Here is a 12,520-nt window from a genome sequence, read left to right as displayed (position 1 = left end):
CTTCCCGGAAGATTCCCGTACGTCCGCCCCAGCGCTGCCCCGTGAGGCAGATAAGGCGACGAGTACTGTGGGACTCGCTTCCGGTCCTCCCGACGGGAGGCGCGCAGCATCGGCGCTCGACCGAGCAACTTGAGTAGTCTGCCATAGACGGCATGGCCGTGGCCAATCGGGCCGGGAAGCTTACCCCGGCCCGATCCCGTGCCAAACCCGGTCCGGTCCGAACAGTGTCGGATCCGGGCCGGTCAGGAGTCGGCCGGCACGATCACCAGTGCGTTGACCTGCGGCTGGTTCTCGGCGCCGCGGATGAAGTCGACGGTCACCGTGCCATCGGCCGGCACCGTCACCGGGAAGTCCTCCTCCACACCGAACGACTCCTGGCCGTCGGCCCCGCGGGCCTGGGCGGTGCCGGTGATGTCGAAGTCGGTCAGCACCGTGGCGCCGTCGACCGCCACATCGAAGACCCGCTTGCCGGCCTGCTGGTAGTACCAGTCCAGGAAGTACAGCCGCAGCTGATAGGTCGCGCCCGGCGTGAGACCGGGCACCGAGTAGCTCGACTCGGTGAAGCGTGAGGTGTTCCAGACCGCCGCCGGGATGGGGTGGGCGACGGTCGGTCCCCAGTTGGGCAGGCTGGCGACGCTGTCCGGCTTGGTGTCGGGGATGCCCCCGGTGCCGTAGGTGTCGGCGACGAAGGTGCCGCCGTCCCCGCTGCCGCCGATGTCGACCGACACACCGGGCGCGACCGGGTCGGCCTGCGCCGTGCCGGCTCCGGCCAGCCCGACGGCCGCCAGCGCCGCCGCGACCGTTAACACCGCGACCGGGTTGCGCACCGTGCTCCTTGACTTCCAGGCGTCCTTGTTCCGCATTGCGGTTCCTCCCTCGTCCCTGATGGCCGCGCCCGGTGGGGGGTGAGGACAGTGGGCGCGCCCGGGGAAACGTAACACCGGCCAAGGTCACCCGGTCGTGCCCGAACGAGCGTGCTCTTGGCCGGTGTTGCCCGTTGCCCGGCCGGCGTCAGCCGACCGTCCACTTCTGGTTGGCGCCGCCCGTGCAGGACCAGATCTGCAGCCGGGTGCCGTCCGCGGCGGAGTTGCCGGTGGCGTCCAGGCACTTGTTGGCGCCGGTGTTGGTCAGGTCGTGGGCCGCGGTGTACGTCCACTGCTGCGCCTTGGTGCCGTTGCAGCCGTAGAGCTGGACGGCGGCGCCGTCGGCGGTGGACGCGGCGTTGACGTCCAGGCACTTGCCGAGCGCCCGGACGGTGCCGTCGGAGCCGATGGTCCACTGCTGGGCCGCGTTGCCGGTGCAGTTGTGCAGCTGGATCGGGGTGCGGTCGGCGGACGAACCGCCGGCGACATCGGCGCACATGCCGCCGATGCCCTTGATCGCGCCGCTCTTGGCCGGGGCGGTGGGCGCGCTGGTCCCGGACCCGCCGGTGGCCGAGCCGCCGGTGGTGGTGCTGCTGCCGTTCCAGGCGGTGGCGCGGACGTAGTCGACGGTCATGCTCTGCGGGAACGCGGTGGCACCGTCGGGGGAGCCCGGCCAGTCACCGCCGACCGCCAGGTTCAGGATGATGAAGAACGGGTGGTCGAAGACCCACTTGTTGCCGTGCGCGTCGGCCGGGGTGCGGGTCTCGTACGCCGTCCCGTCCACCGACCAGGTGATCGCGGTGGGGCTCCAGTCGACGGCGAAGGTGTGGAAGTCGTCCGCGAAGGCCGCGCCGCCGGGCAGGGTGTAGCCGGCGCCGATGCCGTTCGCACCGGAGTAGCCGGGGCCGTGGATGGTGCCGTGGACGCTGCCCGGCTCCTTGCCGATGTTCTCCATCACGTCCAGCTCGCCGTTGTTCGGCCAGCCGACGTTGCCGATGTCGTTGCCCATCATCCAGAAGGCCGGCCACATGCCCTGGCCGCGCGGGATCTTGATCCGGGCCTCGAAGTGCCCGTAGGCCTGGGTGAAGGTCGAGGCCGTGTTGAGCCGGGCCGAGGTGTACTGGCAGGGGCCGTTCCAGCAGCTGAGGCCGGCGTCGGTGTTCTTGCGGGCGGTGATCACCAGGTGCCCGGCGCCGTCGAGGGACGCGTTGCTCGTGCTGTTGGTGTAGTACTCCAGCTCGTGGTTGCCGTTCCCGGACCCGCCGGTCTCATGGGTCCACTTCGCGGGGTCGGGGGCGCTTCCCGCGGCCCCGTCGAACTCGTCGGACCAGCTCTGCGCGGCGGCGGCGTCCGCCTTGCGGGCGGCGGGGCCGGTGGTGGACACCAGGACGGCGGTGACGAGGGCGGCGGCGACCAGGAGGACGAGTCCGCCGAGCGAGTAGCGGCGCGCGCGATGTGCAGCCATGGGCGTACGTACCTTGTCTGTGGGGGAGATCAGGTCTTCCGCGCGGCGGCGGCCGGACGCGTGCCCCGAGGACCACCCAGGTGAGCACGCACCACGTCGGAGGCACCCGCCTCCGCCCCGGCCGGCCGCCGCCGACGGGCCCTGATGCTACGCACGCCCCCCGCCCCGGCCAACCCTCCCCCTTCCCCCCACCCCCCTCCTGACCTGCGAAAACCCCCACCCGCCCCCTCCTTAAGCCCCGTTTAACCCCCTCTTAATCCACCGAGGCCCCGAAGGGGCGCGAGGAACCGCGCGAGCAACCCCAACGCACCCGCACCCACCCACCGGACACGGGCCCCAAAGGGGCGCTGGGGGTACCCCCGGACGAAGTCTGGGGGAGGAACTGCGCGAGCAACCCCAGCGCACCCGCACCCACCCACCGGACGCGACCACCCCGTACCCCACACCCCCGCGCGCCCCCCTACCCCGTGAGCTCCCCCCACCCCAGCACCCCCGCCGCCGTCTCGTTCACCCGCGCCAGCAACCCCAGCCGATTCCCCCGCACCCCCGCGTCATCCGCCATCACCAGCACCCCCTCGAAGAACGCGTCAACCGCCGCGGCCAGCGGCGCCGCCTCCGCCGCGAACCGCCGGAGATCCCCCGCACCCGCACCCCCCGCAACCCTCACCTTCTCCACCGCATCCGCCAGCCCCCGCTCCGCCGCTGCGTCGAAAAGCGCCGGGTCGTACCGCGCCTCCGTCCCCGCCGGCACGATCCGCCGCACCCGCTGCAACGCCGCGGCCAGCCGCTGAAAGCCCGGGTCCTTGAGCAGCTCACCGAGCTGCCCCAGGCTCTTCTCCGCCCGCGCCGGACTCGACGCGAGCGGCATCACCGCGCGCACCTCGGCCACCGCGTACCCCCGCTCCAGCATCTGCTGCCCGAACCGCCGCACCGTGAAGTCCAGCGCCTCGGCCAGGACCGCGTCGTCCGGCACCACCGGTTCGTGGCCGGCCGCGACCGCCAGCCCGGCGCTGATCGTCACCGGGGCGAGCCGCTCATGGGCCCGCAGGATGTTGACCACGCCGAGCGCGGCCCGCCGCAGGCCGAACGGGTCCGAACTGCCGGTGGGCGCCGACCCGATGGCGAAGAGCCCGGCCAGCAGGTCGAAGCGGTCGGCCAGCGCCAGCACCGCCCCGGGCAGGGACTCCGGCAGCGCGTCACCGGCCTGGCGCGGCAGCTCCATCTCGTAGAGCGCCTGCGCCACCCCCTCCGGCTCACCGGCCCGCAGCGCGTACTCGCGGGCCATCACCCCCGCCAGGCTCGACAGCTCGATCACCATCGCGGAGCCCAGGTCGAACTTGGCCAGCCGCGCGGCCCTGGCCAGCGTCTCCCGCTCGTCCTCGTCCAGCCCGATCCGGTCGGCCAGCTCGGTTGCGACCGCCGCGATCCGCTCCGCGCGGTCGGCGACCGAGCCGAGCCGCGTCTCGAACGTCAGCCGGGCCAGGCTCTCCCGCATCGTGTCGAGCGGGGTCCCCAGATCCTGCCGCCAGAAGAACCCCGCGTCCTCGTACCGAGCCCGCAGCACCGCCTCGTTGCCGCGCCGGACCGCGTCCTGGTCGCAGTCCCCGTTGGCGACCGTGACGAAGTACGGCAGCAGCCGGCCGTCGCCGTCGCGGACCGGCAGATACCGCTGGTGCTTCTTCATCACCGTGGTGAGGACGCCGGCCGGCAGGTCGAGGTACTTCGGATCGAAGCCGCCGAGGATCGGCGTGGGCTGCTCCACGAGGTTGGTGATCTCGTCGATCAGTGCCCGCTCGTGCTCCGGGTCGATCCGGCCGCCGGCGGACGCGGCGAGTTCCACCGCCGTACCGGTGATGATCTCCCGGCGCCGGTCCGCGTCCGCGATGATCCCGTGGGCGGCCAGCGTGTCCAGGTAGCCGGCCGCGGACGGGATCTCCACGACGGGCTGATCGGCGGTGCGGTGCACCGCGGTGGTGCGGCCGGCGGTCAGGGTGGCGACGGTGAAGGGCACCACCTCCTCGCCGAGCAGCGCCAGCAGCCGGCGGACCGGCCGGGTGAACGTCAGCCCCGCCACGCCCCAGCGCATGTTCTTCTCGGCCCGCAGACCGGTCACGATCCCCGGCAGGATCCCGGCCAGCACCTCGGTGGCCGGGCGCCCCGCGACCTGACGGACCACGCCGACGTACTCGACGCCACCGGCCGTCACCCGCTGGAGGTCCTGGACGTCGATCCCCTTGGACGCGGCGAACCCGAGCGCCGCCCTGGTCGGGGCGCCGTCCGCGTCGAAGGCCCCGGTGACCCGCGGCCCGCGCTCCGTCCGCTCGTAGTCCGGCTCGCGCGGGGCGACGCCGAGCACGGTGGCGACCACCCGCCGGGGCGAGCCCACCACGGTGATCTCCCCGTGCTCCAACCGCGACTCCCCCAGCCGCGCGGTGAGTTGCTCGCGCACCGCGGCCACGGTCCTGGTCACCTCGTGCGGCGGCATCTCCTCGGTGCCGATCTCGAAGGCCAGCGGGGCCGGTGCGCCGGTCTCCGGGTACGTCACCGGCGCCGGCCGCGTTTCCGCCGCGGCGGGCACCTCCGCGGGGAGCAGCGGGTACGCCAGTTCCTCGCGGCGCCGCACCCACAGCTCGGCGATCTGCCGGGTCAGGGTCCGCATCCGGGCGAAGGCCCGGGCCCGCTCGGTGGTGGAGATCGCCCCCCGGGCATCGAGCACGTTGAAGGTGTGCGAGCACTTGAGCACGAAGGTGTGCGCGGGCACCGGCAGTCCTGCGGCGACCAGCCGGTCCGCCTCGGCGGCGTACGCGGTGAACAGCTCGCGGTTGGCCGCGATGTCCGCGTCGTCCAGGTAGTAGCGGCTCATCTCGTACTCGGCCTGGCCGAACGCCTCGCCGTAGGAGATGCCGGGCGCGTACGCGATGTCCTTGAAGTGGGAGACGCCCTGGAGCGCCATGATGATCCGCTCGACGCCGTAGGTGATCTCCACCGAGACCGGGTCCAGCGTCATCCCGCCGGCCTGCTGGAAGTACGTGAACTGGGTGATCTCCAGGCCGTCCAGCCACACTTCCCAGCCGAGGCCCCAGGCACCCAGCGCGGGAGAGGCCCAGTTGTCCTCGACGAACCGCACGTCGTGCGCCCGGATGTCGATGCCGAGCACCCGCAGGCTCCCCAGGTAGAGCTCCTGCGCGTTGCCGGGCTCCGGCTTGAGGACGACCTGGAACTGGGTGTGCGTCTGCAGCCGGTTCGGGTTGTCGCCGTACCGGCTGTCGTCGGGCCGCACGCTGGGCTCGACGTACGCGACCCGCCACGGCTCGGGCCCCAGGACGCGCAGCGCGGTGGCCGGATTGAGGGTGCCCGCCCCCACCTCGGTGTTCATCGGCTGCACCACCATGCAGCCCTGCTCGGTCCAGTACCGGGTCAGTGCCAGCAGGGCTTCCTGCAATGTCAGCATGTGTCGAACCTCGGAAGACGTGGTGGGAGGCGGCGGCGTCCGCGGGGCCCCGCACGGCCGCCCGCCCGTGTGGCCCCGGTCAGTCCCGGAAGTCTAGCCACCGCCCGATCACCCTACGAACCCGCCGAATTACGCTGCGCAACCACGCGTCCGCTGCCCGGGTGGCAGCCGCCCGGCACCGGACGGAGCCCCCTTCGCCGGCCGTACTAGGGTCTGCGCGTACCCCCCGACACCCCGCCCCCTGGTCCCCCGGAGCCCTCCATGGCAGCGAAAGCCCGCGCGGACGCGCTGTTGCGGCTCCGCAAGGTCAGCCGCAGTTACGGCCCGCGCAAAGCCCTCCTCCCGCTCGACCTCGATCTGGGCAAAGGGCGGTGCACCGCGCTCTTCGGTCACAACGGGTCCGGGAAGTCCACGCTGCTGCGGATCGCGAGCGGGCGGGACGTGCCGACGACCGGGGAGGCCCTCTTCGCCGGGCGCCCGATGAGCGAGGACGACCCCGAGGTACGCGCGCGGGTCGCGGTCGTCGGGGACACCGTCGCCTGCTACCCGGACCTGACGGTGCGGGAGCACCTGGAGCTGGTCACCGTCGCCCACGCGGTGGACGACGCCGCCGCGTGGATCGACCAGGTGCTGGCCGACCGCCGCCTCGCCGATCACGCCGGCGCGCTGCCCAGCGCGCTCTCCTCCGGCCAGATGCAGTCCCTGCTGCTCGCCGCCGCGCTCGTCCGCCCCCGGGACCTGATGGTGCTGGACGAGCCGGAGCAGCGGCTCGACCCGGACGCCCGGCAGCGCCTCGCCGAACTGCTGATCACCGAGAAGGAGGACGGCGTCGCGGTCCTGCTCGCCACCCACCAGGCCGAACTCGCCGAAGCCGTGGCCGATCACATGATCGCCCTGGAGGACGGCCGGGTGATCGCCCAGGGCCCGCCCGCGGCCGTACTGCAGCAGCTCGGCGTACGGGCGTGAGCGCCGCGACCGTGGACACGGAGCCGGAACCCACCTGGTCCGAGGAGGACGACGACCGCACCCCCGAGACGCTGGCCTGGCTCAGGGCCAGACGCAAGGCGCACCGGCGGCAGCAGGGCCGGGACATGGCGGTGCTGCTGTACTGCGTCGTGCTCGGCGTCGCCGGCTACGGCAGCGGGCTCGTCGTGCACTTCCTGCGCGGGCTGGACGAGGGCGCGGGCTACGGCCGCTACGGCGACGACCTGCAACGCGGCCTGCCCGCCCTCTTCACCGGCTTCACCGTCGTCCTCGCCCTGCTGGCGGCGCGCGACGCGCTCTGGCGCGGGCCGGTCGTACTGCCCGGGCCGTCCGTGGGGTGGCTGCTCGCGCAGCCGGTGCGGCGGTCCGCGGTGCTGCGGCCGTGGTTCCGGCTGTCGGCGTGGCTGTCGCTCGTACCGGGCCTGCTGGCCGGGGTGGCCGGCGCGGTCGTGCTGCGGATCACCGGGCTCGCCCCGATCGGGTGGGCCCTGCTCGCGGTGCTGCCCGCCGCGGTCTGCCTGCCGCTGCTGGCGACGGCGCTCGGCATGGCGGTGGAGCGCCGCCCGTCCTGGGCCCGCCGCGTACGGCGCTGGACCGCGCCGGCCGTTCTGCTGCTGGGCGCGCTCGGCGCGCAGACCGGGCTCGCGGCGGGCGGGCACCGGCTGCGGGCGCTGGAGTGGGTGGAGCTGTGGTCGGGCCCGTGGGGGTGGGCGGGGCAGCCGGTCGTACGGGCCTGCGGCGGGTCCGTGCCGGGCTGGCCGGCCGCGGCGGCGCTGCTGGTCCTGACCACGGCCGCGGCGGTCCTGCAGGCGCACCGGGACGCGGCGCACGTACCGACCGCCCAGCTGCGTACCCGCGCGGCGACCGCCACCACGGTGGCGTCGGTGGCCTGGTCGATGGAGCTGCGCGCGGCCAAGCTGGCGCTGATGGAGGCGGGCGGGGGTGACGCGACCCGTACGTTCCGGCTGCCGCCGCCGAAGCACCGCCGGCTGGTCGTGGTGTGGCGGGACACGCTGGCGCTGCTGCGGGCTCCGGGGCGGCTCGGGCGGGCGGCGCTCTGGGCGGCGGGCGCGAGCGCGGCGGCGGGCCTCGGGGTGGACCTGGGCGGTGAACGGCGTGTCGTCGGGGTGGTGCTGGGGCTGCTGTGCGGGTACTTCGCGGTCGGCGCGCTGGCCGAGCCGGCCCGGCTCGAAACGGATGACCTGCGGCGCTCGGCGTGGTCTCCGTTCCGCTTCCGCAGCCTGATGCTGCAGCACGCGGTGGTCCCTGCGGGGCTCGGCGTGGTCCTGGGGCTCCTCGCGGCGGTGCCCTTCGCCCTCCACGGCTCCCCGTGGGCCCTGCTCTTCCTGCCGCTGTGCGCGCCGCCCTTCACCGCGGCGGCCCTCTACAGCGCGTGCCGCGGTCCGGCCCGCACCCAGCTGATGTTCCTCGGCGGCGGCTCCCCCATCGGCGGCCCCGGCCCCCTGATCTTCCTCGCCTGGTACGCCGCGGGGCCGCTCATCTCCGTCACGGTCCTCGCCATCACCCTCACGAACGGGGCGACCCCGGCCACCGCGGCCCTCACCTCAGCGGCCCTCACGGCGGCCCTCCTCACCCTCACCACCCGCGCCGCCAACCGCCTCCTCCCCTAGCCCCGAAGGGCGCGAGCCACTCCGCGAGGAGTACCTGTGCCCCGAAGGGGCGCGAGGAACTGCGCGAGCAACCCACCACCCACCGGTGGCCCGGACACGACACCAACAGCCCCTTCGGCCCGGTGACGAAGCGCAGCGCCATCGTGGCCGACCGCGCAGTTCCTCCCCCAGACTTCGTCCGGGGGTACCCCCAGCGCCCCTGATAAGGCACCGCCAGCGCCCCCGGTCAGGCACCCCCGTCCGCAGGACGGAAAGGAAGGCACTCCGGGAGGCGGGGCGGCGGGTCTACCTCCGGGGGAGGAGGGCTTGGAGGTCCGCCGCATTGCCCTGCGTGACCTTCCACAGCTCCTGCTGCCGCCCATGCACGTCCGCCACCGCCGCCCCGTGGTCGTGAAGCACCCCCACCGCCCGCTCCGTCAGCACCGCGCCCAGGTGACGGTCGTGCACGGAGACGCCCCACTCCGGCCGGTCGATGTCCGCGAGGAAGTACGCCATCTTCGGGTGGGAGATCAGGCTGATGATCGGGGTCCCGCACCCGAAGGGAATCATCCCCGCGTGCCCGCGCATGCCGATCACCAGCTTCGTACGGGCGAACACATCCCGGATCTCGTCGTTCTCGAAGCCGTACATCGGAATCACCGGCAACGAGATCCCGTGCTCGCGCCGGAGGTCGAAGGCGATGCGCTCGTCGTCGAGCGAGTGGGCGACCACCTTCACCTCGGCGTGGGCGCCCAGCGCCCGCGCCGCCTTCGCCATCTCCGCCAGGAAGTGCGCGTAGTCATGGCCGAACCGCAGCCCCGCCCGGTCGTACGCCGCGTTGATCAGCACCGTGTCCTCCCGCTCCGCGGGATCCGTCCAGCCCGCGACGAGCTGCCGCGTCACGGTCGTCGGACACGGCTGGAACCGCACCTTGTCCCGCAGCGACGCGGGCAGCAGCGCGCGAACCTTCTCCACCGACCCGTGGTTGCGCAGCCCGAAGAAGGACGCCTTCTCCACCAGCGCCCGCAGCGCCGCCGCGAACCGCTGCTGCCGGTAGGACTGGCCGTCGAAGACGTTGAAACCGACCGCGTAGACGATGACGGGCACGTCGATCCGGTTGAGCCGGTCGTCCGGGACGTTCCACTGCCACGCGCTGTTGCCGTTGGGCGCGGTGTCCGGGAGGAAGAGCCCGCCCCCGCCGATGACCAGCCCGCGCCGCGCGTTGACCCGCTCCAGCGCCGCCTCGTCGAAGAGCCGGTGCGCGTGGATGGAGTGCCAGCGGCGGGGACCGAAGTCCGGGTCGAAGGTGAGCCGTACCGACTCGGGCAGCAGCTTGTCGCCCGCGTTGCCCTTCTGCGGCATGTAGAAGGCGACATGGGCGAGTTGCTGGTCCGCCGGGCCCTCCGGCGGCTCCGGCCGGTCCAGCGTACGGATCTGCATCTCGCGGTTGGTGCGGTGCGTCGGGTCGACGGCCAGACCGTCCAGCGCGTACCGCTGGGCCGCGCGGTCGTCACCGTGCACCCAGGCGATCTGCGCCAGCCGGCCGTACGCGGCGGCCGCCCGGCTGGGGACCGCGGTGGCCAGCAGCAGGTGGGCGCGGGCCTCGTCGTAGCGGGAGACGCTCATCAGGGCGTGCCCGAGCACCTCGTGCGGCCACGCTTCGTCCACCGGGATGTGCACCGACTCCAGGAGATCCACGGCTTCCTGGTACTCGCCCGCCGCGATGTGCGCGGTGGCGATGTTCGCGGCGCTGTAGAGATGACCGGTGCGGGCGACGTACGGGGTGCCGAGGTGCACCTGCAGGTCGTGGTGGCGACCGCCCTTGACGGTCATGTACGCGGCCTGGAAGTCCTCGTCGGACAGGTCGAGTTCACGCCGCCTGGCCTCGGCCTCGCCGGGCCCGGCCACGCCGTCGGCGGCGGCCAGCGGGACGAACTCCCCGGCCAGGGCCGCGTCGAGGACGGCGAGGTGGCTGTCGCCTGCGGCGGCGTCGAGCCGCGCGCAGAAGGCGTCGGTCAGGTACTCGCTCTGGACCACCAGCGGGCCGCCGCCGAGCCGGTCGCGGTCACCGCTCCGCGGTACGGCGGCCAAACCCTCGCGCAGCGCGAGCAGTTCACCGATCCCGCCGACCACCAGCGAACCGGGATCGAGGACGATCACCGTGTCGTAGTCGCGGATGCGGAAGACCTCCAGCGGGAAGTACGCGGAGGGGTCGGACCCATAACCCTCGTAGCGGGCCGCGTCCACGGCGCGGAACCGGACCCGCGGGTGCAGCGCTTTGATCCGGTCCGCGCCGGGCGGGCCGGCCGGCCCGTCGTGCAGGACGACGAAGTCCTCGCAGACGGCGGGATTGGACAGGGCGAGGCTGCGCAGCAGCGTCAGGAAAGCGGGCAGCGCGGCCTCGTCGACGTAGGACGCGAAGGCGATCCGGCGCTTGCCGGTCAGTTCGGCGGCCGAGGCCGTCGCGATGTCCGCGGTGGTGGTCCGGGCGGTGGGGTCCCGGTGGGGGGTGCCGGGCGGGAAGGTGCTGTTCATCGCAGGCTGATCACCATGTCGGTGACGCTCTGGGCGCGTTCCATGACCCATGCTTTCTCGCCGGAGGTCTCGTGCTCGGGGGTGAGGGGGAAGCGCATCGCACGCTGCAGTCGGTACGCACCGCCGCTGTGGAAGTCGAAACCGATCAGGTCGAGACGCGGGCTGACGTCCAGGAAGTCCAGCAGCCACAGCATGTTGAAGCCGCTGGTCGGGTCGGTCGGCCAGGCGTCCTTGCCGATCCGCCCGACATTGCGCAGCGGCCACCGCAGCGACTCGTCTCCTGCGTACCGCTGGGCCCCGGGCACCAGCTTGCTGCGCAGTTCCCGCCGCCAGTACCCGGACGCCCCGCCGAAGATCAGCCGGGTGCCGACGTGCTGGTCCCAGTTGAACGTGTGCCGGTCCGCGCTGACGTGGATGTCGGTCCGCTCACCGGTCGCCGCCGGGTCGATCCGGTAGGAGTTGAAGCGCACCACCAGGTCGTACGCGTCGATCTGCGGCCCGATCGAACTGTCGCCCACGAGCTGCGAGTTGGCGACCAGGCAGATGGACTTGCCGGCTATCTCGTTGCGGAACTCGCCCAGCGAGAGCCAGGTGACGCCGCCGTAGAGCGGGTCCGGGAGCAGCGACTGCACCCGGTGCCTGCGCTGGTCGGCGTAGAGGCCGATCACGGTGGAGAGCGCCTCGGGGTTCTCGTCCGGGGCGGTGATCCGCAGGTCGATGTACTGGTCCAGGGCCTGCTGCATCTCCTGCAGCGGGCCGCCGGCCCGCTCCATGGCGAGCAGCGCGCCGACCAGCCGGGGCTCGGCCATCACCCGGTCCCCGCGCTGGTGCAGCGCGACCCCCTGGGTGAGCAGGTCGGCGGGCGAACCGGTGGAGTGCGCGGCGGCGCCGGGGGTGGTGCGCTCCAGCAGCCGGAGCAGCTGGTGCTGGCGCTCGGCGCCGGCCCGCATCCCGGCGACCTTGGCGGCGACGCCGTGCGAGTCGTTGCCGGTACGGGCCAGGTAGCGCTCGTACGCGTCGATCGCGCCGGCCTCGTCGCCCGCGGCCTCCAGCGTGCGGCCCCGCAGCCGCCAGCCGGCCGGGGACTCGGCGCGGTGGGTGAGCACGGTGTCGCTGATGACGACGGCGAGCGGGACCGCGGCGGGGCCGCACTCCAGTGCCTTGCTGCCTGCGGCGAGCAGGGCGTCGAAGAGCTTGCCGGTCAGTTCACCGGGGCCGGGGTCCTGCGGGGCGTCTTCGGCGGCCGAGGGCGCGGGCTCCACCTCGAAGAGGTCGAGCAGGCGCTGCAGCGCCTCGGCGAGCTGGTCCAGCCGCGCGCCCGAGCCGGCCGCGGCGAGCGCGATGTCCGTGGTGAGGTAATCGGTACACGACCGTACGCAGTCCGCCGCGGTCGTCGGGGTGACCGGGGTGACGGGGGGTGTGCCGGTTTCGGGGCTGCCGGCCTGCTGCGGCACGGAAGCGGGTGCGGGTGCGGGTACCGGGGGCTTTGTGTCGCGGGCTCCGAACCAGCGTCTGCGGGTTATCGCCATGGTGCTCCAAGCGTCATCTGCCCCGCTGCCGCCGAGCGACGAAACGGTACGGAGGGCGTATGGCGATGAGGTTAACCCACCCC

At 73.4% G+C, this 12,520-nt stretch carries 7 protein-coding genes; 2 read left to right on the top strand and 5 right to left on the bottom strand.

All coding sequences use genetic code 11. From position 1 onward, the window contains the following. Window positions 1–242: 242 nt before the first annotated feature. The 3 genes from OG552_RS21855 to OG552_RS21845 all read right to left on the bottom strand — a co-directional run bounded on the left by OG552_RS21855 (window position 243) and on the right by OG552_RS21845 (window position 5,779). Window positions 243–863: a malectin domain-containing carbohydrate-binding protein gene (locus OG552_RS21855; RefSeq protein WP_329135464.1), complete on the bottom strand. Its 621-nt coding sequence runs from the start codon at window positions 861–863 to the stop codon at window positions 243–245. 148 nt (window positions 864–1,011) lie between these two features. Continuing rightward, window positions 1,012–2,328, bottom strand: a complete 1,317-nt coding sequence (locus OG552_RS21850) for a family 16 glycosylhydrolase (protein WP_329135462.1) — start codon at window positions 2,326–2,328, stop codon at window positions 1,012–1,014. A gap of 460 nt (window positions 2,329–2,788) precedes the next feature. After that, complete coding sequence (locus OG552_RS21845) at window positions 2,789–5,779, bottom strand: glycine--tRNA ligase (RefSeq protein WP_329135459.1); 2,991 nt, start codon at window positions 5,777–5,779, stop codon at window positions 2,789–2,791. Between the two features lie 261 nt (window positions 5,780–6,040). On the opposite strand from OG552_RS21845, the gene OG552_RS21840 reads away from it, so the two are divergent. Together OG552_RS21840 and OG552_RS21835 are read left to right on the top strand one after the other, a co-directional pair. Then, a complete protein-coding gene (locus tag OG552_RS21840) occupies window positions 6,041–6,745 on the top strand; it encodes an ABC transporter ATP-binding protein (RefSeq protein WP_329135457.1) in 705 nt (234 codons plus the stop codon). Beyond that, window positions 6,742–8,394, top strand: coding sequence for a hypothetical protein (locus tag OG552_RS21835; RefSeq protein WP_329135455.1), 1,653 nt, complete (start codon window positions 6,742–6,744; stop codon window positions 8,392–8,394). The genes OG552_RS21840 and OG552_RS21835 overlap by 4 nt, the downstream gene beginning before the upstream one ends. Window positions 8,395–8,679: 285 nt before the next feature. Here OG552_RS21835 and OG552_RS21830 read toward each other — a convergent pair whose 3' ends face one another. Both OG552_RS21830 and OG552_RS21825 read right to left on the bottom strand, forming a co-directional pair. Further along, entirely contained in the window at window positions 8,680–10,908 is a 2,229-nt protein-coding gene (locus OG552_RS21830) for a polysaccharide pyruvyl transferase family protein (RefSeq protein ID WP_329135453.1), read from the bottom strand. Next, window positions 10,905–12,362 (bottom strand): tetratricopeptide repeat protein, encoded by a 1,458-nt coding sequence (locus tag OG552_RS21825; RefSeq protein ID WP_329135451.1) that lies wholly within the window; start codon window positions 12,360–12,362, stop codon window positions 10,905–10,907. Before OG552_RS21825 ends, OG552_RS21830 begins: the two co-directional genes overlap by 4 nt. Window positions 12,363–12,520 lie beyond the last annotated feature (158 nt).

It is taken from the genome of Streptomyces sp. NBC_01476, assembly GCF_036227265.1.
Classification (GTDB): domain Bacteria; phylum Actinomycetota; class Actinomycetes; order Streptomycetales; family Streptomycetaceae; genus Actinacidiphila.
The sequence above is the reverse complement of the archived record's forward strand: the minus strand, read 5'-3'. Positions and strand labels throughout refer to the sequence as shown.